Source organism: Bacillus sp. JZ39 (assembly GCF_053903145.1).
Genome location: NZ_CP096389.1, coordinates 1,737,279 through 1,760,351 on the forward strand (window position 1 = coordinate 1,737,279; position 23,073 = coordinate 1,760,351).

21 protein-coding genes are annotated in these 23,073 nt (G+C 43.0%); 19 read left to right on the top strand and 2 right to left on the bottom strand.

Annotated features, from left to right (window positions below; translation table 11 throughout):
* Window positions 1-14 precede the first annotated feature (14 nt).
* The 9 genes from ymdB (at window position 15) to mutL (ending at window position 11,294) form a co-directional block, all read left to right on the top strand.
* Window positions 15-809 carry a 2',3'-cyclic-nucleotide 2'-phosphodiesterase gene (gene ymdB, locus M1D65_RS09055; RefSeq protein WP_003245138.1) on the top strand — a complete coding sequence of 265 codons (795 nt, stop codon included), beginning with the start codon at window positions 15-17 and terminating at the stop codon, window positions 807-809.
* Between the two features lie 199 nt (window positions 810-1,008).
* Window positions 1,009-1,269, top strand: a complete 261-nt coding sequence (spoVS, locus tag M1D65_RS09060; protein WP_003154135.1) for a stage V sporulation protein SpoVS — start codon at window positions 1,009-1,011, stop codon at window positions 1,267-1,269.
* Between the two features lie 265 nt (window positions 1,270-1,534).
* Complete coding sequence (tdh, locus tag M1D65_RS09065) at window positions 1,535-2,578, top strand: L-threonine 3-dehydrogenase (protein ID WP_064671394.1); 1,044 nt, start codon at window positions 1,535-1,537, stop codon at window positions 2,576-2,578.
* Between the two features lie 12 nt (window positions 2,579-2,590).
* On the top strand, window positions 2,591-3,769 hold the full coding sequence (locus M1D65_RS09070) for a glycine C-acetyltransferase (protein WP_064671395.1): 1,179 nt from the start codon (window positions 2,591-2,593) through the stop codon (window positions 3,767-3,769).
* 147 nt (window positions 3,770-3,916) lie between these two features.
* On the top strand, window positions 3,917-5,446 hold the full coding sequence (miaB, locus tag M1D65_RS09075) for a tRNA (N6-isopentenyl adenosine(37)-C2)-methylthiotransferase MiaB (protein WP_014664026.1): 1,530 nt from the start codon (window positions 3,917-3,919) through the stop codon (window positions 5,444-5,446).
* Between the two features lies 1 nt (window position 5,447).
* Entirely contained in the window at window positions 5,448-5,879 is a 432-nt protein-coding gene (gene ricA, locus M1D65_RS09080) for a regulatory iron-sulfur-containing complex subunit RicA (protein WP_003231834.1), read from the top strand.
* A 261-nt stretch (window positions 5,880-6,140) separates the two neighbouring features.
* The gene (cotE, locus tag M1D65_RS09085) at window positions 6,141-6,686 is read left to right on the top strand and encodes an outer spore coat protein CotE (RefSeq protein ID WP_003231833.1); all 546 of its coding nucleotides are present in this window, start codon (window positions 6,141-6,143) and stop codon (window positions 6,684-6,686) included.
* Between the two features lie 132 nt (window positions 6,687-6,818).
* A complete protein-coding gene (gene mutS / locus M1D65_RS09090) occupies window positions 6,819-9,395 on the top strand; it encodes a DNA mismatch repair protein MutS (protein ID WP_456270843.1) in 2,577 nt (858 codons plus the stop codon).
* Between the two features lie 15 nt (window positions 9,396-9,410).
* Entirely contained in the window at window positions 9,411-11,294 is a 1,884-nt protein-coding gene (mutL, locus tag M1D65_RS09095) for a DNA mismatch repair endonuclease MutL (protein ID WP_041850821.1), read from the top strand.
* A gap of 397 nt (window positions 11,295-11,691) precedes the next feature.
* Here mutL and M1D65_RS09100 read toward each other — a convergent pair whose 3' ends face one another.
* Window positions 11,692-12,147 (bottom strand): regulatory YrvL family protein, encoded by a 456-nt coding sequence (locus M1D65_RS09100; protein ID WP_080286208.1) that lies wholly within the window; start codon window positions 12,145-12,147, stop codon window positions 11,692-11,694.
* A 154-nt stretch (window positions 12,148-12,301) separates the two neighbouring features.
* Complete coding sequence (locus M1D65_RS09105; protein WP_032725722.1) at window positions 12,302-12,859, bottom strand: hypothetical protein; 558 nt, start codon at window positions 12,857-12,859, stop codon at window positions 12,302-12,304.
* A 120-nt stretch (window positions 12,860-12,979) separates the two neighbouring features.
* On the opposite strand from M1D65_RS09105, the gene M1D65_RS09110 reads away from it, so the two are divergent.
* The 10 genes from M1D65_RS09110 (at window position 12,980) to M1D65_RS09155 (ending at window position 23,046) form a co-directional block, all read left to right on the top strand.
* A complete protein-coding gene (locus M1D65_RS09110) occupies window positions 12,980-13,597 on the top strand; it encodes a TetR/AcrR family transcriptional regulator (RefSeq protein ID WP_015383700.1) in 618 nt (205 codons plus the stop codon).
* Between the two features lie 189 nt (window positions 13,598-13,786).
* The gene (locus tag M1D65_RS09115; RefSeq protein ID WP_169037513.1) at window positions 13,787-14,464 is read left to right on the top strand and encodes an MBL fold metallo-hydrolase; all 678 of its coding nucleotides are present in this window, start codon (window positions 13,787-13,789) and stop codon (window positions 14,462-14,464) included.
* 110 nt (window positions 14,465-14,574) lie between these two features.
* Entirely contained in the window at window positions 14,575-14,841 is a 267-nt protein-coding gene (locus M1D65_RS09120) for a hypothetical protein (RefSeq protein ID WP_283857359.1), read from the top strand.
* Window positions 14,838-15,704, top strand: coding sequence for an ACP S-malonyltransferase (gene fabD, locus M1D65_RS09125; RefSeq protein WP_021479264.1), 867 nt, complete (start codon window positions 14,838-14,840; stop codon window positions 15,702-15,704). Before M1D65_RS09120 ends, fabD (M1D65_RS09125) begins: the two co-directional genes overlap by 4 nt.
* A 502-nt stretch (window positions 15,705-16,206) precedes the next feature.
* Window positions 16,207-17,181, top strand: a complete 975-nt coding sequence (locus M1D65_RS09130; protein WP_456270844.1) for an acyltransferase domain-containing protein — start codon at window positions 16,207-16,209, stop codon at window positions 17,179-17,181.
* Window positions 17,178-19,481: an ACP S-malonyltransferase gene (gene fabD, locus M1D65_RS09135; protein WP_456270845.1), complete on the top strand. Its 2,304-nt coding sequence runs from the start codon at window positions 17,178-17,180 to the stop codon at window positions 19,479-19,481. The genes M1D65_RS09130 and fabD (M1D65_RS09135) overlap by 4 nt, the downstream gene beginning before the upstream one ends.
* Window positions 19,482-19,542: 61 nt before the next feature.
* Window positions 19,543-19,791 carry an acyl carrier protein gene (locus M1D65_RS09140; protein WP_003231809.1) on the top strand — a complete coding sequence of 83 codons (249 nt, stop codon included), beginning with the start codon at window positions 19,543-19,545 and terminating at the stop codon, window positions 19,789-19,791.
* Entirely contained in the window at window positions 19,769-21,016 is a 1,248-nt protein-coding gene (gene pksF / locus M1D65_RS09145) for a polyketide biosynthesis malonyl-ACP decarboxylase PksF (RefSeq protein ID WP_003245287.1), read from the top strand. Before M1D65_RS09140 ends, pksF begins: the two co-directional genes overlap by 23 nt.
* Window positions 21,017-22,279 (top strand): polyketide biosynthesis 3-hydroxy-3-methylglutaryl-ACP synthase PksG, encoded by a 1,263-nt coding sequence (gene pksG, locus M1D65_RS09150; RefSeq protein ID WP_072173347.1) that lies wholly within the window; start codon window positions 21,017-21,019, stop codon window positions 22,277-22,279.
* Window positions 22,267-23,046: an enoyl-CoA hydratase/isomerase gene (locus M1D65_RS09155; protein ID WP_072173348.1), complete on the top strand. Its 780-nt coding sequence runs from the start codon at window positions 22,267-22,269 to the stop codon at window positions 23,044-23,046. Before pksG ends, M1D65_RS09155 begins: the two co-directional genes overlap by 13 nt.
* Window positions 23,047-23,073: the final 27 nt, after the last annotated feature.

The following is a 23,073-nucleotide window of genomic DNA, read 5'->3' on the forward strand; positions in this document are numbered from 1 at the left end:
AAAGGATTTACAAAATGAGAATTTTATTTATCGGAGATGTTGTCGGTTCACCGGGCCGTGACATGGTCAAAGAATATGTACCAAAGCTAAAAACAAAATATAAGCCTCACTTTACCATTATTAATGGTGAAAACGCCGCACATGGAAAAGGCCTGACGGAAAAAATTTATCACAGCTTAATCCAGTCCGGCGCAGATGCAATCACAATGGGGAACCACACATGGGACAAAAAAGAAATATTTGATTTTATAGATGACGTTCCGAACTTGGTTCGCCCGGCAAACTTTCCTGAAGGAACACCGGGGAAAGGGATCACATATGTGAAAGCAAACGGCAAAGAACTAGCAGTCATTAATTTGCAGGGACGTACGTTTTTGCCGCCGCTTGATGACCCGTTTTTAAAAGCGGATGAATTGATCGCAGAAGCTGCGAAAAGAACACCGTACATTTTTATCGACTTTCATGCCGAAGCGACAAGTGAAAAGCTCGCACTTGGCTGGTACACGGATGGGAGGGCGTCGGCTGTAGTAGGAACTCATACACACGTGCAAACAGCGGATAACCGCATTTTGCCGAAGGGAACGGCATATATTACTGATGTGGGAATGACTGGCCCATATGACGGTATACTGGGGATGGACAGAGAGACGATTATTAAGCGATTCAAAACGAACCTTCCAGTCCGGTTTACTGTCGCTGAAGGAAAAACAACGCTCAGCGGAGTTGTCATTGACATTGACGATCAAACGAAAAAAGCCGTGAAAATTGAGCGTATTTTAATCAACGATGATCACATGTTCTTTGAATAGTTGAACATATGGTTATTTTATAAAAATATTAAAAAGAAAAGCAGGAATATAGCAACTCCTTAGTGAATATAGTAAAAATGGAAGGTAGCCCGCTATTTTTGAAAAGCATTGTGGGGATGGCTTTTTGGATAGCAACATCTAATAATGATTGTTCTAATGAACACTCACTTATCCATTGTAAAACTAAGGGGGAGCAGAAATGGAAATCTTAAAAGTTTCAGCAAAATCGAGTCCAAATTCAGTGGCAGGTGCGCTTGCAGGCGTGTTGAGAGAGCGAGGAGCCGCCGAGATTCAAGCGATCGGAGCGGGTGCATTAAACCAGGCTGTAAAAGCTGTGGCGATTGCCAGAGGATTTGTGGCGCCAAGCGGCGTTGATTTGATTTGTATTCCGGCTTTTACAGATATTCAAATCGATGGGGAAGAAAGAACAGCGATTAAATTAATCGTGGAGCCTCGCTAAAAACAAATAAAGCATTCTCAACCTGTTTGCGTAATGCAAACAGGTTGTTTTTCATTTATTGTGATATTTTCTCCCGATAGTATTATTAGCACATAAATGAGCGAATATACAAAATCAAAAATGAGCTAAAACGTTTCAAAAAAAAATTCCGCCCATTTTTCAAGACAGATACTTTTGTCCTTATGGAAAAGACAGTGCTGTTTACGCTTATTCCATATCATGGTACAATCCGAATATAACAAGAATTTTTCAAGGAGGATTGTACATGCAGAGTGGAAAGATGAAAGCTCTAATGAAAAAGGACGGGGCGTTCGGTGCTGTGCTGACTGAAGTTCCCATTCCTGAGATTGATAAACATGAAGTCCTCATAAAAGTGAAAGCCGCTTCCATATGCGGCACGGATGTCCACATTTATAATTGGGATCAATGGGCACGTCAGAGAATCAAAACACCCTATGTTTTCGGCCATGAGTTCAGCGGCATCGTAGAGGACGTGGGAGAGAATGTCAGCAGTGTAAAAGTGGGAGAGTATGTGTCTGCGGAAACACACATTGTCTGTGGTGAATGTGTCCCTTGCCTAACAGGAAAATCTCATGTGTGTACCAATACTGCTATAATCGGAGTGGACACGGCAGGCTGTTTTGCGGAGTATGTAAAAGTTCCAGCTGATAACATTTGGAGAAATCCCGCTGATATGGACCCGTCGATTGCTTCCATTCAAGAGCCTTTAGGAAATGCAGTTCATACCGTACTCGAGAGCCAGCCTGCAGGAGGAACGACTGCAGTCATTGGATGCGGACCGATTGGTCTTATGGCTGTTGCGGTTGCAAAAGCAGCAGGAGCTTCTCAGGTGATAGCGATTGATAAGAATGAATACAGGCTGAGGCTTGCAAAACAAATGGGAGCGACTTGTACTGTTTCTATTGAAAAAAAAGACCCGCTCAAAATTGTAAGCGCTTTAACGAGTGGGGAAGGAGCAGATCTTGTTTGTGAGATGTCGGGTCATCCCTCAGCGATTGCCCAAGGTCTTGCGATGGCTGCGAATGGCGGAAGATTTCATATTCTCAGCTTGCCGGAACATCCGGTGACAATTGATTTGACGAATAAAGTGGTATTTAAAGGGCTTACCATCCAAGGAATCACAGGAAGAAAAATGTTTTCAACATGGCGCCAGGTGTCTCAGTTGATCAGTTCAAACGTGATCGATCTTGAACCTGTTATTACCCATCAGTTTCCGTTAGAGGAGTTTGAAAAAGGTTTCGAACTGATGAGAAGCGGGCAGTGCGGAAAAGTAATTTTAATTCCATAAAGGGGGATAAACATGACGAAGGAATTTGAGTTTTTAAAAGCAGAGCTTGATAGTATGAAAGAAAACCATACATGGCAAGACATAAAACAGCTTGAATCTATGCAGGGTCCATCTGTCACAGTGAATCACCAAAAAGTCATTCAGCTATCTTCTAATAATTACCTCGGATTCACTTCAAATCCTAGACTCATCAACGCCGCACAGGAGGCCGTTCAGCAGTATGGAGCCGGCACCGGATCAGTGAGAACGATTGCCGGTACATTTACAATGCATCAAGAGCTTGAGAAAAAGCTGGCAGCCTTTAAAAAAACGGAGGCGGCACTTGTATTCCAATCAGGCTTCACAACAAACCAAGGCGTACTTTCAAGTATTCTATCAAAAGAGGATATTGTCATCTCAGATGAATTGAACCATGCCTCTATTATTGACGGAATTCGACTGACAAAGGCGGATAAAAAGGTGTATCAGCACGTCAATATGAGTGATTTAGAGCGGGTGCTGAGAAAGTCAATGAATTATCGGATGCGTCTGATTGTGACAGACGGCGTATTTTCCATGGATGGCAACATAGCTCCTCTGCCTGATATTGTAGAGCTCGCTGAGAAATATGACGCATTTGTGATGGTGGATGACGCCCATGCATCCGGAGTACTTGGCGAAAACGGCAGGGGAACGGTGAATCACTTCGGCCTTGACGGCAGAGTTCATATTCAGGTCGGAACATTAAGCAAGGCAATCGGAGTGCTCGGCGGCTACGCTGCAGGTTCAAAGGTGCTGATCGATTATTTGCGCCATAAAGGCCGTCCATTTTTATTCAGCACATCTCATCCGCCGGCTGTCACTGCAGCTTGTATGGAAGCGATTGATGTCTTGCTTGAAGAGCCGGAGCATATGGAGCGCTTGTGGGAGAATACTGTCTATTTTAAAGCAATGCTTGTGAAAATGGGCCTGACTCTCACGAAGAGTGAAACGCCGATTCTTCCTATTTTAATAGGTGATGAAGGTGTGGCAAAGCAATTTTCAGATCAGCTCCTTTCCCACGGTGTTTTTGCCCAAAGTATCGTTTTCCCGACTGTAGCAAAGGGAAAAGCCAGAATTCGCACGATTATAACAGCAGAGCACACCAAAGATGAACTGGATCAGGCGCTTGATGTCATCGAAAAGACGGCAAAGGAGCTCCAGCTATTGTAACAAGAGGAAGAGTTTACTCTTCCTCTTTTGATTCCTTATTGATTATTATTCTCAATGAGTGTACAATGATAGGTTGCCAGTTGTGCAGAGCTTCAATAACCTTTATACTGAAGGGTGGAAGTTTGGTTTGAAAGGAGAAAATATGACATGAATGAAAAACAAAAATTAGAGAGCGGACAAGTTAATCCATCGGACAAAAAATCCGAGAAGGATTACAGCAAGTACTTTGAAGCTGTTTACATTCCGCCTTCTTTAAAAGACGCGAAAAAACGAGGCAAGGAAGCCGTTACTTATCATAATGACTTTAAAATTTCTGAACAATTTAAAGGATTGGGAGACGGAAGAAAGTTCTATATCCGTACGTACGGCTGCCAAATGAATGAACACGATACAGAGGTTATGGCAGGGATCTTTATGGCGCTCGGTTACGAAGCGACAAACTCTGTTGACGATGCCAATGTCATTTTGTTAAATACATGTGCAATCCGTGAAAATGCTGAAAACAAGGTGTTTGGTGAGCTCGGGCACTTAAAAGCACTGAAAAAAAACAATCCCGATCTAATTTTAGGCGTGTGCGGCTGTATGTCCCAAGAGGAATCAGTCGTGAACCGTATTTTGAAAAAACATCCGTTTGTCGATATGATTTTCGGAACGCATAACATTCATCGCCTGCCGGAGCTTTTGTCAGAAGCATACCTTTCAAAAGAAATGGTTGTAGAAGTTTGGTCTAAGGAAGGGGACGTTATTGAAAACCTTCCGAAAGTCCGAAATGGAAAAATTAAGGGCTGGGTCAATATCATGTACGGCTGTGACAAATTCTGTACGTATTGCATTGTGCCTTACACACGCGGGAAAGAAAGAAGCCGCCGCCCTGAGGATATCATTCAGGAAGTGAGAAGGCTTGCAAGTGAAGGCTATAAGGAAATTACTCTGTTAGGCCAAAACGTAAACGCGTATGGAAAAGACTTTGAAGATATGACGTACGGACTTGGTGATTTGATGGATGAACTGAGAAAAATCGATATCCCGAGAATCCGTTTTACAACGAGTCATCCGCGCGACTTTGACGACCGCCTCATTGAAGTGCTGGCAAAAGGCGGAAATCTGCTTGATCACATTCATCTTCCGGTTCAATCAGGAAGCTCAGAAGTTCTGAAGCTGATGGCCCGCAAATATGACAGAGAGCGTTACATGGAGCTGGTGCGAAAAATTAAAGAAGCAATGCCAAACGCTTCATTGACAACGGACATTATCGTCGGATTTCCAAATGAAACGGACGAACAGTTTGAAGAAACGCTTTCTCTATACCGTGAAGTGGAGTTTGACAGCGCCTATACGTTCATTTACTCTCCGCGTGAGGGCACTCCGGCTGCTAAGATGAAAGATAATGTACCGATGCGTGTGAAAAAAGAACGCCTGCAGCGTCTGAACGCGCTGGTGAATGAAATTTCTGCTAAAAAAATGAAGGAATACGAAGGCAAGGTTGTCGAAGTATTAGTTGAGGGTGAAAGCAAAAATAACCCTGATATTCTTGCCGGCTATACGGAAAAAAGCAAGCTTGTCAATTTTAAAGGGCCGAAGGAAGCCATCGGCAAAATCGTCCGCGTGAAAATCCAGCAAGCGAAAACATGGTCGCTTGACGGAGAAATGGTAGGAGAAGCAATCGAGGTGAAATAAGATGACGCTCTACTCAAAAAAAGACATTGTGCAGCAGGCACGAAACCTTGCAAAAATGATTTCTGAAACAGAAGAGGTTGATTTTTTCAAACGGGCTGAAGCGCAAATCAATGAGAATGACAAAGTGTCCACAATCGTTAATCAGATTAAAGCCCTGCAAAAGCAGGCTGTCAATCTGAAGCATTATGAAAAGCATGAAGCGCTCAAACAAGTAGAAGCAAAAATTGACGCGCTGCAAGAAGAGCTTGAAGAGATTCCTGTTATCCAGGAATTCAGAGACTCGCAGATGGAAGTAAATGACCTATTGCAGCTCGTTGCACACACCATTTCCAACCAAGTCACAAATGAAATCATCACATCAACCGGAGGCGACCTGCTGAAAGGGGAAACCGGTTCAAAGGTGAAGCATTCAAATAACAGTTGTTCTCTCTAAACACGGTGCCTTTACAGGCCCGTGTTTTTTTATCATTTGTGCGGTTAAAAATAAACTAAATAATCTATGTACCAAATGTTCAATTGGTTTTTCTGTGCTCAGCCGCGTATAAACTTTATCGCACTTATAAGTAAAGTTTCTAGGCACCCCTGCATACAATGGAACAGAAACTTTGTATTTTTATATTTTATTTATAAAAATGCACACTAGACAAATGCCCAGCATAAGATAACACGAAGAAGAACAAGGAGGCATGCCGGAATGTCTGAATACAGGGAAATTATTACGAAGGCAGTAGTAGCGAAAGGCCGAAAATTCACCCAATGCACCAACACCATCTCGCCTGAGAAAAAACCGAGCAGCATTTTGGGTGGTTGGATTATTAACCACAAGTATGACGCTGAAAAAATTGGAAAAACGGTAGAGATTGAAGGGTATTATGATATAAACGTATGGTACTCTTACGCGGACAACACAAAGACAGAGGTTGTCACAGAACGGGTAAAATACGTAGATGTCATTAAACTCAGATACAGAGACAATAATTACTTAGATGATGAGCATGAAGTGATTGCCAAAGTGCTTCAGCAGCCAAACTGCCTTGAAGTGACCATTTCGCCGAATGGAAATAAAATCGTTGTGCAGGCAGAAAGAGAATTTTTGGCGGAAGTGGTAGGGGAAACAAAGGTAGTTGTTGAGGTCAATCCTGACTGGGAAGAGGATGACGAGGAAGATTGGGAAGATGAGCTTGATGAAGAGCTTGAAGACATCAACCCGGAGTTTTTAGTGGGAGATCCTGAAGAATAAAAAAGGGACTAGGGGAGACAGTACCCCCAAGTCTCTTTTTTATATTGATATATCATTCTTTTATCACTTTTTGTTTATGTTATAATGAAGGTTGGAAAATAGAAACGTTGATACATAGTGAGGGATTAAACAATGGCCGGTTATACGCCTATGATACAGCAATATTTAAAAATAAAGGCAGAGCACCAGGATGCCTTTTTATTTTTTCGCCTGGGTGATTTTTATGAAATGTTTTTTGAGGACGCCAAAAAAGCGTCACAAGAGCTGGAAATTACGTTAACGAGCAGAGATGGCGGTGCGGCTGAAAAAATACCGATGTGCGGTGTGCCGTATCATTCTGCTTCCGCGTATATCGAACAGCTTATTAAAAAAGGATACAAAGTGGCGATCTGTGAACAGACGGAAGATCCGAAAGCCGCAAAGGGCGTTGTGAAAAGAGAAGTGGTTCAGTTGATTACGCCCGGAACTGTAATGGACGGCAAAGGCATCCATGAGTCGGAAAATAATTTTATCGCATCTGTTTCAGCCTGCTCGAACGGATACGGACTTGCGCTGTCTGATTTAACAACGGGAGAAAATTTGGCTGTTTTGATTGAACGGCTTGAAGACGTCATATCAGAAATTTATTCAGTCGGCGCACGGGAAATCGTGGTTTCAGGAAGCTTGGATGCCGATACAGTGGCACAGCTGAGAGAGCGGTGCGGTGCAACGATTTCAATTGAAGACGGAGAAACAGACGAACACGTAACGATCATTGAGCACTTAAATAATGAAGATATAACAAAAACATTTCTGCGCTTATATACGTATTTGAAAAGAACCCAAAAGCGCAGCCTTGATCATCTTCAGCCCTTGCAGGTGTATGAGCTTGAGGAAGCGATGAAAATTGACTTGTACTCAAAGCGTAATCTGGAGCTGACCGAAACAATCCGTTCAAAAAATAAAAAAGGCTCCCTTTTGTGGCTGCTGGATGAAACAAAAACGGCAATGGGAGGCCGGCTGCTTAAACAGTGGATTGACCGGCCGCTTATCAGAGTCAATCAAATCGAAGAGCGCCAAGAAATGGTGGAAACATTGATGTCCCATTTCTTTGAACGGGAAGATCTGCGTGAACGTTTAAAAGAAGTATATGACTTAGAACGCCTTGCCGGCCGCGTTGCATTCGGAAATGTCAATGCCCGGGATTTGATTCAGCTGAAGGAATCGTTAAAGCAAGTTCCTGGCATCAAACAGCTGGTTGCTTCACTGGCTCATGACAAGGCCAAGGAACGTGCAAAGCGCATTGACCCTTGCGGGGATGTACTTGAACTGCTGGAAGAAGCGCTGTACGAAAACCCTCCTTTATCGGTAAAAGAAGGGAACCTGATTAAAGATGGTTATAATCAAAAGCTTGATGAATATCGTGATGCAAGCAGAAACGGAAAAGACTGGATTGCCCGCTTGGAACAGCAGGAGCGGGAATACACAGGCATTCGCTCTTTAAAGGTCGGCTTTAATAAAGTTTTCGGTTATTACATTGAAGTGACTAAAGCAAACTTGCATTTGCTTGAGGAAGGGCGTTATGAGCGGAAGCAGACGTTAACCAATGCAGAGCGCTACATTACACCTGAATTAAAAGAAAAAGAAGCGCTCATTTTAGAGGCGGAAAATAACATCTGTGAGCTGGAGTACGAGCTGTTTACCGAGCTGCGCGAGAAAGTGAAGCAGTATATTCCGCGGCTGCAGCAGCTTGCAAAACAGATGAGCGAGCTGGACGCACTGCAATGCTTTGCGACAATCAGTGAAAATCGCCACTACACGAAACCAGAGTTCTCTAAAGATGAAGTCGAAGTGATTGAAGGCAGACACCCGGTTGTTGAAAAAGTCATGGACAGCCAGGAATATGTCCCGAACAACTGTATGATGGGCGATAACAGACAAATGCTTCTCATTACAGGTCCAAACATGTCAGGGAAAAGCACGTATATGAGACAAATCGCGCTCATTTCCATTATGGCGCAAATCGGCTGCTTTGTACCCGCGAAAAAAGCGGTGCTCCCGATTTTCGATCAAATTTTTACGCGAATCGGCGCTGCAGATGATTTGATTTCCGGACAAAGTACATTTATGGTAGAAATGCTTGAAGCGAAAAATGCGATTGTCAATGCGACGAAAAACAGCCTCATTCTGTTTGATGAAATCGGGCGGGGAACGTCCACTTATGACGGCATGGCGCTGGCACAGGCGATTATTGAATATGTTCACGATCATATCGGCGCCAAGACGCTGTTCAGCACACACTATCACGAGCTGACCGTTCTTGAGGACAAGCTGCCCCAGCTGAAAAACGTTCATGTTCGCGCTGAAGAATATAACGGAACGGTTGTCTTTCTTCATCAAATTAAAGAAGGTGCCGCTGATAAAAGCTATGGTATCCATGTAGCTCAGCTTGCCGAACTGCCGGGAGATCTGATTGCGCGCGCTCAAGATATTTTAAAAGAGCTTGAGCATTCAGGAAACAAACCGGAAGTGCCGGTGCAGAAACCTCAGGTGAAAGAAGAGCCGGCACAGCTGTCCTTTTTTGACGAAGCGGAAAAGCCGGCTGAAACACCAAAGCTTTCAAAAAAAGAAAAGCAAGTGATCGATGCTTTCAAATCACTTAATATACTGGATATGACACCGCTTGAAGCGATGAATGAAATGTACAAGCTGCAAAAGAAATTACATTAAAACGGGGTGATGAATGTGGCAAAAGTCATCCAACTGTCAGATGAGCTTTCAAATAAAATAGCGGCGGGCGAGGTTGTGGAACGGCCCGCCTCAGTCGTCAAAGAATTGGTGGAAAATGCGATCGACGCTGACAGCACAGTCATTGAAATCGATATTGAGGAAGCAGGCCTTGCATCCATTCGGGTCTTGGATAACGGCGAAGGAATGGAGAATGAAGATTGCAAGCGAGCTTTCCGCCGCCACGCAACGAGTAAAATAAAAGATGAAAATGATTTATTCAGGGTGAGAACGCTCGGTTTCAGGGGAGAAGCCCTGCCGAGTATCGCGTCAGTCTCTCATCTGGAGATTACAACAAGCACTGGTGAAGGAGCTGGGACGAAGCTCGTCCTCCAAGGAGGAAACATCATTTCCGAATCGCGTTCCTCAAGCAGGAAGGGAACTGAAATTGTCGTTTCCAACCTGTTTTTTAACACACCGGCCCGTTTGAAATATATGAAAACCGTTCATACAGAGCTTGGAAACATTACGGATGTGGTTAACCGTATTGCTCTGGCGCATCCAGAGGTATCGATCCGCCTGCGCCATCATGGGAAAAACCTGCTTCAAACGAACGGAAACGGAGATGTGCGCCATGTACTGGCAGCGATTTACGGCACGGCTGTCGCCAAAAAAATGCTTCCGCTGCATGCGAGCTCCTTGGATTTTGAAGTAAAGGGATATATCGCCCTCCCAGAGATTACACGGGCGTCGAGAAACTATATGTCGTCTGTGGTCAATGGCCGTTACATTAAAAATTTCCCGCTCGTCAAAGCGGTTCATGAAGGCTATCATACGCTTCTGCCGATCGGACGCCATCCGATTACTTTTATAGAAATTACGATGGACCCGATTTTAGTCGATGTCAACGTGCATCCATCGAAGCTTGAGGTCCGGCTCAGCAAGGAAACAGAGCTTCATGACTTAATTCGTGACGGAATTAAAGATGTATTTAAACAGCAGCAGCTGATTCCGAGTGCCCAGCTCCCGAAAAAATCGGCACCTGTTATCAAAAATGAGCAGCAGTTCATAACCTTTGATGAAAAGCCTCCGGAAAAAAAAGTTCCGGAAAAATCGACTGCGCCATCTTATTCACCAATGAAGCTCAGCTCAGTCGTGAAAGAGCCGGTTGATGCGGAGGAAGAATTGCCACCTCTCCAATTTGATGCTCCTCCTATCGTTGATCAGAAACAAATCCTTGAGGTGTCCGATGTTTCAGCGAAAGAGCCAGATACATTTGAGCAGGAATGCCATGAGGGACAGCAGCAGCCAGCGTCTGAGCGGGTTCCGATTATGTACCCGATCGGCCAGATGCACGGGACTTATATATTGGCACAAAACGAAAACGGCCTGTATATTATCGACCAGCACGCCGCCCAAGAACGTATTAAATATGAGTACTTTCGTGAAAAGGTGGGGGAGGTTGAGCCTGAGGTGCAGGATATGATTGTACCGCTGACGTTCCACTACTCCACAAATGAGGCTTTGATTATTGAACAGCACAAACAAGAGCTCGAAAGCGTCGGTGTCTTTTTAGAGTCATTCGGCTCCAACAGTTACATCGTCCGCTGCCACCCGGCCTGGTTTCCAAAGGGAGAAGAAGCAGAGCTTATAGAAGAAATCATTCAGCAGGTGCTCGACTCCAAAAATATAGATATTAAAAAACTCCGCGAGGAAGCGGCGATTATGATGAGCTGCAAAGGCTCCATCAAAGCAAATCGCCACCTCAGAAACGATGAAATCAAAGCGCTTCTCGACGACCTCCGAAGCACATCAGACCCATTTACATGCCCGCACGGCCGCCCGATCATCATACACCATTCCACTTATGAGATGGAAAAGATGTTCAAACGCGTGATGTAGCGGGGGTGGTAAGCATTGATCCATTCTCTGAATGGATCAATGCTTTTTTTGTACTCCTTCGAGTGTCAGATTATAAGAAACGGTTGTAAACGTGTGAGCAGTGTTAACGCATTATACTTCATGGTTCCTCCGTATAACAAAATTTCCATTTACAGGCAATTGGGATTAATGTATATTTTGGGTGAGGGGGTGGAAACATATGGCATGTGGTCCGAAGATCATTATCTTTTTGGATGAACTTGATGATCCAAATGTGAGAATCATTTTAGAATGCAGAATTTAAATTACAACATTGTGTTTTGCTCCCTGTTCGTGTGAACAGGGAGATTTTTTCGTTTATATAACTGGTGATGTCCAAATATAGGGTGTTATGAATTTTCCATATCTGCCATCGGCTTTAAGCTGCTTCTCTATTAGGCTGGTTATCAAAAGCAAGTTCAATGAAAGCCATGAAAGCTGATATCACAACAAGCAAGACATCTGGAATATAAATAGACTGCATAAAGTAATCTGCAAAACAGATCGTTATAAGATTGCTGATAAAATACAGTATAAAAGCAAAAAGTGCAGTCTTTTTCAATGAAAGTGATTTTGCCAAAATGATAGAGAGAATCTTTGTGAGTGGGTCTATGATTAAACCTACAGCAAAGCAGGCTAAAATAAATAAAGCTAATGTTTGATTGGAAGCGTATGTGATGCCAAGTATGGAGAATAAGCCTTTCATCCCGAAGAAAAAGCCGCCGAAGATGACTGCAAGCGCAATGGCCGCGATAAAAGTGATAGATACAATTCCGATTAATTTTGATCTCAGGTTAAAATCTTTAGAGTGCTCGTTCTGTTCTTTTTGGTTCAAGTATGACACTCCCTTCACCTGCTTACTCATACAAACAGCACCCTTGAATCAGCTCAAAATATCTATAAGTCTATTTTCTAACGAAAATAGTATAGCATATTTTAACAAAACCAAAAAAGGCCCTTTCCACTAGGGAAAGGCCTTTTTCTTCATGTTAACTCCTGAGATTCGCCGAAGCTTTCTCTTTTTTTGGCCAAATAAAATAGCTGGCTGTAATGAGAAAGTCAATGCCTATAATGACAGTCCACAGTTTAAGAATGCCGCTCAACGCCTCGGTTCGGGAAGAGTCATTGATAAAATAGATCATCCCTGCCAATAGTCCCGCACCAATTAAGTAGGCCAGCACATGTCTTAGCCAGCCTTTCGCACCGTGCTTGGCATGATCCATTCCAAAACGTTTCAGCGGTTTTGCGCCTTTTTTTGTCACATAATATTGAAATTTTTCATCTGCCCATTGAATCATTTGTTTCCCATAAGCGATCGATATACCGATGTAAACAGCTGCAATCCCATGGGCTGCGGTCGCTGAGGCTCCGCGGTAAAGGTCCACACCAGTTGCCGCTAACAAGATCAAATCGATAACTGGAGTTAAGGCAAGGAAAAGCAGTCCTAATGTATGTCGTTTGAATACGTAGCGTACAGCAAGCCCCAAAACAATGACAACCCAAAACGCAATTTCACAGAAAACAATCATCCATGCGATACCGTTCAATCCATTCCCCTCTTTTCAATACAGTTGTATTATTTAAATAATATGTTACCATCTTTGTTTTTGTAACACAACTGTATTATAAAAATTGCTCTCTCATTTTTTTCTTGTTACAATAAAGCTATGCCAAAACAAATTGACCATGAGAAAAGAAGAAAACAAATTGCAGAAGCAACGTGGCGCGTCATTTTAGAACGAGGGATGGAGGGAGCATCAGCCAGGAACATTGCAAAGGAAGCAGGATTGTCATTAGGTGCGCTGCGCCATTATTTCTCTACACAGGATGAATTGCTTGCTTTTGCAATGAAACTTGTCCAAGAAAAGGTGACGGACCGAATTAAGGACATTGCAGTGAGGGATTTGCTCCCTAAGGAAAAAGTGTTGCAAATTTTGCTTGAAATGGTCCCAACGAATGAAGAAACGATTAGAGAGATGGAGGTTTGGTTTGCTTTTACTGCTTACGCCAGACATAAAAAGGATATGTTTGATGCGAATCATGACGGGATTTTCAGCGGCATGCGGAATCTGATTGCCTATTTAGATGAATCCGATTTACTGAAGCAGAATGCTGATAAAGACATTGAAGCTGAGAGACTTTACGCGCTTGTTGACGGCTTGGCTTTACATGCCATGCTTGACCCCGTGCGCGTGAATAAAGACCGAATCAAGCGGGTCATTATGCAGCATGTAGAGTCAATTTGCGTGGAAGATACACGTGAGACACAAAAACGACATCCTTAAGGCACTAGTGCGAAAAGCGATTCTTGTTGGGCATGCGTCCAAAAGAGTCGCTTTTTTATTTTCAAAGAACAAGGATCTCTGAAAAAAATGGAAAACAAGCATGCTGTTTGGTAAAGTGGAATGAAAGACGGACTGAGGGGTGAACACTGGTCCATCGTTTAAGAACTTTACATGATAGGGATGGTATAAATGAATCTTACTTACAAGGTGCATCCAATTAAAACAAGGTATCAGGGCTGGACGAATTATTGCTATATCATTGAAGATATTGTAAGCAGATCTGCAATTGTTGTTGATCCCTCATGGGAATTGAGTAAGATAACCACTACACTTTCTGGACTCGAAGCGGAATTAAAGGCAGTCGCATTGACACACTCTCATTATGATCATGTAAATCTGGTAGACCCGCTGACGAAGATGTTTAACGCTCAAGTTTATATGTCAAAAAAAGAAATTGATTATTATCAATTCCGATGCAGAAATTTAATTAGCCTAGATGATCATCAGACAATCAGCATAGGAAACACAAGAGCACAATGCCTTCTCACACCGGGGCATACAGCCGGCGGAATGTGTTATTTGTTTTCTGAGAGTATTTTTACCGGAGATACGGTGTTTACAGAAGGGTGCGGCATATGTGAGGATGATGGCAGCTCTGCGGAAGAGATGTTTGATAGTATTCAAAGAATAAAGTCGGAGGTTTCACCCCATGTACGGGTGTATCCTGGTCACTCATTTGGCAAATTGCCCGGCCATTCGATAAAGGATCTTTATCAGCATAATATTTACTTTCAAATTGATAAGAAAGAATATTTTGTGAAATTTCGCACTCGTAAAAACCAAAAAGGTATTTTTGATTTTAAATAATCCTTCTGAATCTATTATCCTATTTTTCTTCGAATATCTAAATGATTTTTATTTTCGAAAATGATTACATAGATGGGTGTTATTTATTTTGAAAACTCATTTGAAAGAAAATGAAGCGCATTATCATGATATGGCGCCCTATACGTAATCTGGGTCTTTTTTCTTATGATCTGTTATATCTCCTGATCCTTTATTCCTCAATGGAAAAAAGCAGAAAAACAATCGAGCAAACTGTAGGAAAAATTAACTTGACGGATAATATTTACAGAGGTTACCATCAACATGAACATGCTACTATTTATCCGGTCATCACTATTATAAAGTCATACAGAAGTGAAACACATCTACTAATCGGAAGGGTGGCTTTGAGAGAATGATCACATATGTTTTTCCAGGTCAGGGTTCACAGAAACAGGGAATGGGCAGCGGCCTATTCGATGAATTTAAAGAACTGACGGATCAGGCAGATGAGATCTTAGGATATTCAATCAAACGTCTTTGCCTGGAAAATCCTTATTCCAATTTAAACAAAACGCAATTTACTCAGCCGGCGTTATACGTGGTAAACGCACTAAGCTATCTGAAAAAAATCAAGGATGAAGAAGTTAAACCTGACTTTGTCGCCGGGCACAGCTTGGGTGAATACAATGCGTTATTTGCAGCTGAAGCCTTTGATTTTAAGACAGGTTTACAGCTTGTCAGAAAAAGAGGCGAACTGATGAGTCTGATAAGCAACGGCGGTATGGCAGCTGTTATGGGACTAAATGAAGAGCAGGTTGCAAAGGCTCTGAAAGAATATCATTTACATGATGTTGATATCGCTAATGTGAATGCCCCATATCAAATTGTAATTTCAGGAAAAAAAGATGAGATTGAAAAAGCCGCATCTCTTTTTGAAACGATGACTGAAGTTACAATGGTACTCCCCTTAAACGTAAGCGGCGCGTTTCATTCCAGATACATGAATAAAGCAAAAGAAGAATTCGAGGAATTCCTTCATGCCTTTTATTTTTCGCCTCCGTCTATCCCGGTTATTTCTAATGTGTATGCCAAACCGTATACATACGAATTCATGAAACAGACGCTGGCTGATCAAATTAATCACTCAGTGAAATGGACTGACAGCATAAGATACTTAATGAAAAAAGGCCATATGGAGTTTGAGGAGGTAGGGCCTGGAAATGTTTTAACTGGGTTAATTCATCGCATAAAGAAAGATGCGGAAGCAATGCCCCGCTAAAGCATTTGCCCCTATGGCCGTGTACCTCATCAATCAGGTCTAAACACAGATTTCCTTTCATTTAAGGTATAAAGTTTTAAAGATTCAATCGTTCGATTGACACTGTTTCTAATTGAATAACTTTATATACTGTTACATAAAGAGGCTGATAAATTAAGTTAGACATTTGAACTATATCAGCCGGTCTGTCAAACCATCGCTCCCACATCTAGATGGTCCATTTTTTAACCTCACCCACCAATCATAGAGTCGATGTTCTTTGCTGATCCTGTTATCATGTTACATCAATTTTGAGATATCAACATACATCTACGATCACATCATAAATGAACCGCATCCAGAGCACCAATAGCAATCCTTCCAAGTTGAATCTCCTTTACTTTTTCACATATGTCTTTTCCATTTATTAATTTCATTTCAATCGCTGCTATGTGCTTTACAACATACATGGAAATAAGAAATCCAATAGCCGTCATAAATATAAAAAAAGAAGGTTATACACATGAATGAACCGCTTGTTTTTATGTTTTCCGGGCAAGGTTCCCAATACTATCACATGGGGAAAGAACTATTTAAGGAAAATACCGTGTTTCGCCAATCTATGCTTGAAATGGATGACATTGCAGCACGGCGAATTGGCACATCCATTGTTGAAGAAATCTACCATCCAGGTAAACGTATGTCAGATCCGTTTGACAGTATTCTTTTTTCCCACCCCGCCATTTTTATGATTGAGTTTTCCTTATATAAGGTTTTGGAAGACAGGGGAATCTCTCCTGATTACGTATTGGGATCAAGTCTGGGAGAATTCGCAGCAGCGGCAGTTTCTGGTGTGTCAGACGCAGAGGATATACTGGATTGCATACTTGAACAGGCTATTATCATCCAAAATTCCTGCGATAAAGGAAAAATGGTGGCCATTCTGGACAAACCGCAATTGCTGAATGATTATCCGCTACTGTTTGGAAATAGTGAACTCATTTCTATCAATTATGATTCGCACTTCGTCATTTCTGGTGAAGAAGATCATATGAGGAAGATTATGGAGGATTTAAAGGAGAAGCAGATTCTTTGCCAGCTGCTTCCTGTGGCCTATGCCTTTCATTCTTCGCTTATTGATCCGGCAGAGAGTGCCTATGCAGAATTTTTAAGATCAAAATCTTTTAAAAAACCGTCAATACCGATTGTATCGAGCTTAACGGGAAGCTGCCTTCACGTAATGGACGAGAATTTCTTTTGGAATGCGGTCAGAAAGCCAATGATGTTTCGTGAAGCGATTCGATATTTGGAAAGCCAGCATACATGCAAGTTTATCGATTTAGGGCCATCCGGGACCTTAGCTGCTTTTGTGAAACAGCTGATTCCGGGTGATTCAGCTGACCGTTGCTGCTCAATCATAACACCATTTCATCAGGAGCTGAAAAATCTGAATACGGTTGAGTATTTCCGTACACCAGAAAGGAAGTTTACAAGATGATTACATATGTCTTTCCAGGGCAAGGCTCCCAGCAAAAGGGGATGGGACAAGGCCTATTTGAACAATATCAGCATTTGACTGATCAAGCAGATCAAATATTGGGCTATTCAATAGAGAAGCTATGTACCGAAAAATCATATCTGGATGTAAATCATACTGAATACACGCAGCCGGCTTTGTACGTTGTTAATGCACTCAGTTACTTGAAGAGAGTGGAGGAGACCGGCAGAAAACCTGATTTTGCGGCAGGACATAGCTTAGGAGAATACAATGCGCTGATGGCAGCCGGTGCATTTGATTTTGAAACCGGATTAAGGCTCGTCAAAAAAAGAGGAGAATTGATGGGACGAATTACAGAGGGCGGAATGGCTGCTGTGATCGGCCTGAGTAAGGAACAAGTTACAGCCGTTTTAGAAGAGCACCGTCTTCATGACATTGATGTGGCAAATGAAAATACGCCCCGGCAAATTGTGATTTCTGGCCCAAAAAAAGAGATTGAAAAAGCTCGGGCTATTTTTGAAAACACCAAGGATGTAAAGCTGTTTCATCCATTAAATGTGAGCGGAGCTTTTCATTCCAGATATATGAATGAAGCCAAACAGGTATTTAAGCAATATATTGACTCATTCCAATTTGCACCTTTGGCGATCCCGGTTATCTCCAATGTCTATGCAGAACCATACCATCAGGAACGGTTAAAAGATACATTATCTGAACAGATGGACAACACAGTGAAATGGACGGACAGCATTCGTTTCCTGATGGGAAGAGGAGAAATGGAGTTTGAAGAGATTGGGCCTGGAACTGTTTTAACCGGTCTCATTCATCGGATTAAAAATGAAGCTGAACCATTGACATATATACCGAAAAAAAACCCCGCGATCAGTGCGCATCTAAAGGAGCAACGCAATGTTCAAGCTGGGATTACGGCAGAATCTTTAGGAAGCGCTGAATTTAAACAAGATTATCATCTTACATATGCTTATCTTGCAGGAGGAATGTACCGCGGCATTGCTTCGAAAGAAATGGTAGTAAAGCTGTCAAGAGCGGGAATGATGGGGTTCTTTGGCACAGGAGGTCTGAGCCTGAAAGAGGTTGAAGATGCGATCCATGCTATACAAGGTGAATTAGGGAAAGGACAAGCCTATGGCATCAATCTGGTCCACAATATGAAACATACTGAATCAGAAGAAAAAATGATCGATCTTTTATTGAGGAATCAAGTGAGCATTGTGGAGGCTTCAGCATTTTTAAGTGTCACTCCTGCATTAGTAAGGTACCGCGCGAAAGGAGTGAAACGAAATCAAAATGGTGACGTTATATGCTCAAATCGTCTCATAGCAAAAATATCACGGCCGGAAGTTGCAGAATCATTTCTGAGTCCTGCGCCTGAGAATATGCTGCAAAAGCTTTTAGGAGAAAATAAAATCACTATGAACGAAGCTGAGTTGTTGCGGTGCATTCCGATGGCTGACGATATTTGTGTAGAAGCTGATTCAGGCGGTCATACAGATGGCGGTGTAGCATACAGCCTGATGCCGGCGATGACATCTTTAAGAGATGAAATGATGAAAAAATATCAATACCGGAAAAAAATAAGAGTTGGTGCAGCTGGAGGAATTGGAACACCTGAGGCAGCGATGGCGGCTTTTATGCTAGGAGCTGATTTTATTCTAACAGGCTCAATCAATCAATGTACGGTTGAGGCGGCAACAAGTGATAAAGTAAAGGATTTGCTTCAGCAGATGAATGTACAAGATACAGCCTATGCGCCTGCAGGTGATATGTTTGAATCGGGCAGTAAAGTGCAGGTGCTAAAGAAAGGCGTGTTCTTTCCCGCACGGGCAAACAAGTTATATGAACTGTATCAGCGGTATGGGTCTATACGTGAGCTGGATGCAAAGATGCTGGCCCAGCTTGAGGAGAAATACTTTAAACGCAGTATAGAAGACATATATAAAGATATTGCATTGCATTATCCCGCGGCAGACATTGAGAAGGCTGAACAAAACCCGAAGCATAAAATGGCTTTGATTTTCCGATGGTACTTCAGATACAGCTCAAAAATGGCAATCAGCGGAAGCGAACATTCGAAGGTTGATTATCAAATTCACTGCGGTCCCGCGCTGGGAGCCTTTAATCAATGGGTTAAAGGATCGCAATTAGAAAATTGGCGAAACCGCCATGTGGATGAAATCGGGAAAAAATTAATGACAGAAACGGCGGTATTGCTTCATGAACGGATGCAATCGATGTATCAGCCGTCGCATGAAACAGACAACATAAAAATGAAAGTTTGAATATTATGAAAATACACCTATAAAAATCATTAAAATAATCCCTCGAAGGAGAGAGCGTATTATGGATAAACAGAGAATCTTTGAAGTACTAATCACCAATATTTGCGAGGTGCTTCCTGAATTAGACGGACACAGATTTGAGCCTGAAGATCAGTTAGTTGAGCTAGGAGCTGACTCTGTAGACAGAGCTGAAATTATCACGATGGTGCTAGAGGATTTATCGTTAAAAATCCCTCGCATTGAGCTATCCGGGGTGAAAAACATCGGTGAATTAGCTGAGGTGCTTTATGACAAAGTGCAATCTGCCTGAGGTGGTGGTGACCGGTGTAGGCGTTACGGCCTCTATCGGTCAAGGGAAAGAGGACTTTGCTTCCTCGCTGCTGTCCGGCAGACATGCCTTTGATGTCATGAAGCGTTCAGGCAGACAAAAAGACAGCCGGTTTATCGGAGCCGAAATTGCGTCATTGTCTTATCCTGACCGACTCTCTAAAAAAATGTTGCGAAAAGCATCATTCTCCAGCCGCGCTGCATTGGTAACTCTCACAGAGGCTTGGGAGGAGGCTGAATTGGACGATGCAGATTCCTCACGTATCGGACTGGTTGTTGGCGGATCAAATTTTCAACAGAGAGAAAACTTTGAAGTTTATGAAAGGTATCAAGACCGCTCCGGTTTTATTTCTCCGGCGTATGGTCTGTCTTTCATGGACAGCGATCTTTGCGGGATATGTACAGATCAGTTTGGCATCACGGGATTAGCATATACGGTGGGAGGAGCTTCGGCCAGCGGCCAGTTAGCAGTCATTCATGCGATTCAGCAAGTCCTGTCAGGCGAAGTTGATACTTGCATAGCACTTGGTGCTTTAATGGATCTTTCTTATATGGAATGCGAGGCGCTAAGGGCTTTAGGCGCTATGGGGACGGACAAATATGCTGATGAACCTGAAAATGCGTGCCGTCCTTTCGATCAAAACAGAGACGGGTTTATCTATGGAGAATCGTGCGGTGCATTGGTAATAGAACGAAAGGAGACGGCTTTACGAAGAGGTCTAAAACCTTATGCAGCATTGTCTGGCTGGTCAATCAAACTGGACGGAAACCGGAATCCTGATCCTTCATTAGAAGGAGAGATACATGTCATCCAGAAGGCACTGGAGCGTGCCAGGCTTTTACCAGAAGATATTGATTATATTAATCCTCATGGAACAGGCTCTTTTATTGGAGATGAAATAGAATTAAAGGCGCTCCGTGCATGCCGGCTTTCCCATGCTTATATCAATGCAACAAAATCGATAACCGGACACGGGCTTAGTGCGGCGGGCATCGTAGAGATTATTTCTGTTTTGCTGCAAATGAAAAAATCTGCCCTGCATCCGAGCAGGAATTTGGATCATCCAATCGATGATTCCTTTCATTGGGTAAATGAGAAATCGATTTCATACCGCATCAAAAATGCGCTGAGCTTAAGCATGGGGTTTGGCGGAATGAACACCGCGGTTTGTATACAAAACATTGAGAAATGTGGAGGCGAATCATAAATGGTTTCAGCCGGAATAGAAGCGATGAATGTCTTTGGCGGAACGGCATACCTTGATGTCATGGAGCTGGCCAAATACAGACACTTAGATACTGCGAGATTTGAAAACTTATTAATGAAAGAAAAAGCGGTAGCACTGCCTTATGAAGATCCCGTGACCTTCGGAGTCAATGCAGCTAAGCCGATTATTGATGCTTTATCTGAAGCAGAGAAGGACCGGATTGAATTGCTGATCACTTGCTCTGAATCCGGGATCGACTTTGGGAAATCGTTAAGTACATATATCCATGAATATTTAGGTCTCAACCGCAACTGCCGTTTGTTTGAGGTTAAACAGGCGTGTTATTCAGGGACAGCGGGATTTCAGATGGCGGTGAATTTTATATTATCCCAGACTTCTCCGGGTGCCAAAGCACTGGTTATCGCCAGTGATATTTCACGTTTTTTAATCGCTGAGGGCGGAGACGCTTTAAGCGAAGATTGGTCTTATGCGGAACCGAGCGCCGGAGCGGGAGCGGTGGCCGTTTTAGTTGGCGAAAATCCCGAGGTGTTTCAGATAGATCCCGGAGCAAATGGTTATTACGGCTATGAAGTGATGGACACGTGCCGCCCCATTCCCGACAGTGAAGCGGGAGATTCTGATCTGTCTTTAATGTCATATTTGGATTGCTGCGAACAGACCTTTCTGGAATATCAAAAGCGTGTACCGGGTGCCAATTATCAGGACACGTTTCAATATCTTGCTTACCATACGCCCTTTGGCGGGATGGTGAAAGGCGCGCACCGGACAATGATGCGTAAGGTGGCGAAGGTGAAAACATCCGGGATTGAGACGGATTTTTTAACTCGGGTAAAACCAGGGTTAAACTACTGTCAACGAGTTGGAAATATTATGGGGGCAGCCTTGTTTCTGGCATTGGCCAGCACGATAGACCAAGGGAGGTTTGATTCGCCTAAACGAATTGGCTGTTTTTCCTACGGATCCGGCTGCTGTTCTGAATTCTACAGCGGAATTACAACTCCGCAAGGCCAGGAGCGTCAGCGAACATTTGGTATTGAGAAGCATTTGGATCGCCGGTATCAGCTCTCCATGGAAGAGTATGAGCTATTGTTTAAGGGGAGCGGGATGGTGCGGTTTGGGACGCGCAATGTAAAGCTGGACTTTGAGATGATGCCGGGCATCATGCAGTCCACTCAAGAGAAGCCGCGCTTGTTTTTAGAAGAAATTTCTGAGTTTCATCGGAAGTACAGGTGGATCTCGTGACCTATCAAACGATAAAGGTCCGCTTTCAAGCGTCGGTTTGCTATATTACCTTTCACCGTCCTGAAGCGAATAATACAATTAATGACACGCTGATAGAAGAATGCTTGCAAGTGTTAAATCAATGTGAAACATCAACGGTGACGGTTGTCGTTTTAGAGGGGCTTCCCGAGGTGTTTTGTTTTGGAGCTGATTTTCAAGAAATCTATCAGGAAATGAAAAGGGGCAGAAAACAGGCAAGCTCTCAAGAGCCTCTCTATGATTTGTGGCTGAAATTGCAGACCGGCCCTTATGTCACGATTTCGCATGTCAGGGGAAAAGTGAATGCCGGCGGTATTGGATTTGTATCTGCCACAGATATTGCCATTGCTGATCAGACGGCGTCATTCAGTCTCTCTGAGCTGCTATTCGGCCTGTACCCTGCTTGTGTTTTACCGTTTCTGATCCACCGTATCGGCCGGCAGAAAGCGCATTATATGACGCTTATGACAAAGCCGATTTCCGTTCAGGAAGCCAGTGAATGGGGATTAATAGATGCTTATGATGCTGAAAGTGACGTGCTGCTGAGAAAGCATTTATTGCGTTTGCGGAGGCTGAATAAAAAAGGAATCGCACATTATAAACAGTTTATGAGCTCACTTGATCATCAAGTCAGTCGTGCGAAAGCCACCGCTTTAACTGCAAATCAAAACATGTTTTCTGATCCTCAAAACCAAATGGGAATCATCAGGTATGTTGAAACAGGACAATTCCCATGGGAGGATCAGTAACCGTTTCAATCAGAACCATTAGGAGGA

What these genes read in the sequence shown, in the direction of transcription:
- M1D65_RS09140 (WP_003231809.1), top strand. Translation starts at nt 19,543, where the DNA reads ATGGATAAACAGAGAATCTTTGAAGTACTAATCACCAATATTTGCGAG.
- M1D65_RS09110 (WP_015383700.1), top strand. Translation starts at nt 12,980, where the DNA reads ATGCCAAAACAAATTGACCATGAGAAAAGAAGAAAACAAATTGCAGAA.
- cotE (WP_003231833.1), top strand. Translation starts at nt 6,141, where the DNA reads ATGTCTGAATACAGGGAAATTATTACGAAGGCAGTAGTAGCGAAAGGC.
- M1D65_RS09115 (WP_169037513.1), top strand. Translation starts at nt 13,787, where the DNA reads ATGAATCTTACTTACAAGGTGCATCCAATTAAAACAAGGTATCAGGGC.
- pksF (WP_003245287.1), top strand. Translation starts at nt 19,769, where the DNA reads ATGACAAAGTGCAATCTGCCTGAGGTGGTGGTGACCGGTGTAGGCGTT.
- M1D65_RS09130 (WP_456270844.1), top strand. Translation starts at nt 16,207, where the DNA reads ATGAATGAACCGCTTGTTTTTATGTTTTCCGGGCAAGGTTCCCAATAC.
- fabD (WP_456270845.1), top strand. Translation starts at nt 17,178, where the DNA reads ATGATTACATATGTCTTTCCAGGGCAAGGCTCCCAGCAAAAGGGGATG.
- spoVS (WP_003154135.1), top strand. Translation starts at nt 1,009, where the DNA reads ATGGAAATCTTAAAAGTTTCAGCAAAATCGAGTCCAAATTCAGTGGCA.
- mutS (WP_456270843.1), top strand. Translation starts at nt 6,819, where the DNA reads ATGGCCGGTTATACGCCTATGATACAGCAATATTTAAAAATAAAGGCA.
- ricA (WP_003231834.1), top strand. Translation starts at nt 5,448, where the DNA reads ATGACGCTCTACTCAAAAAAAGACATTGTGCAGCAGGCACGAAACCTT.
- ymdB (WP_003245138.1), top strand. Translation starts at nt 15, where the DNA reads ATGAGAATTTTATTTATCGGAGATGTTGTCGGTTCACCGGGCCGTGAC.
- M1D65_RS09120 (WP_283857359.1), top strand. Translation starts at nt 14,575, where the DNA reads ATGAAGCGCATTATCATGATATGGCGCCCTATACGTAATCTGGGTCTT.
- tdh (WP_064671394.1), top strand. Translation starts at nt 1,535, where the DNA reads ATGCAGAGTGGAAAGATGAAAGCTCTAATGAAAAAGGACGGGGCGTTC.
- pksG (WP_072173347.1), top strand. Translation starts at nt 21,017, where the DNA reads ATGGTTTCAGCCGGAATAGAAGCGATGAATGTCTTTGGCGGAACGGCA.
- miaB (WP_014664026.1), top strand. Translation starts at nt 3,917, where the DNA reads ATGAATGAAAAACAAAAATTAGAGAGCGGACAAGTTAATCCATCGGAC.
- fabD (WP_021479264.1), top strand. Translation starts at nt 14,838, where the DNA reads ATGATCACATATGTTTTTCCAGGTCAGGGTTCACAGAAACAGGGAATG.
- M1D65_RS09070 (WP_064671395.1), top strand. Translation starts at nt 2,591, where the DNA reads ATGACGAAGGAATTTGAGTTTTTAAAAGCAGAGCTTGATAGTATGAAA.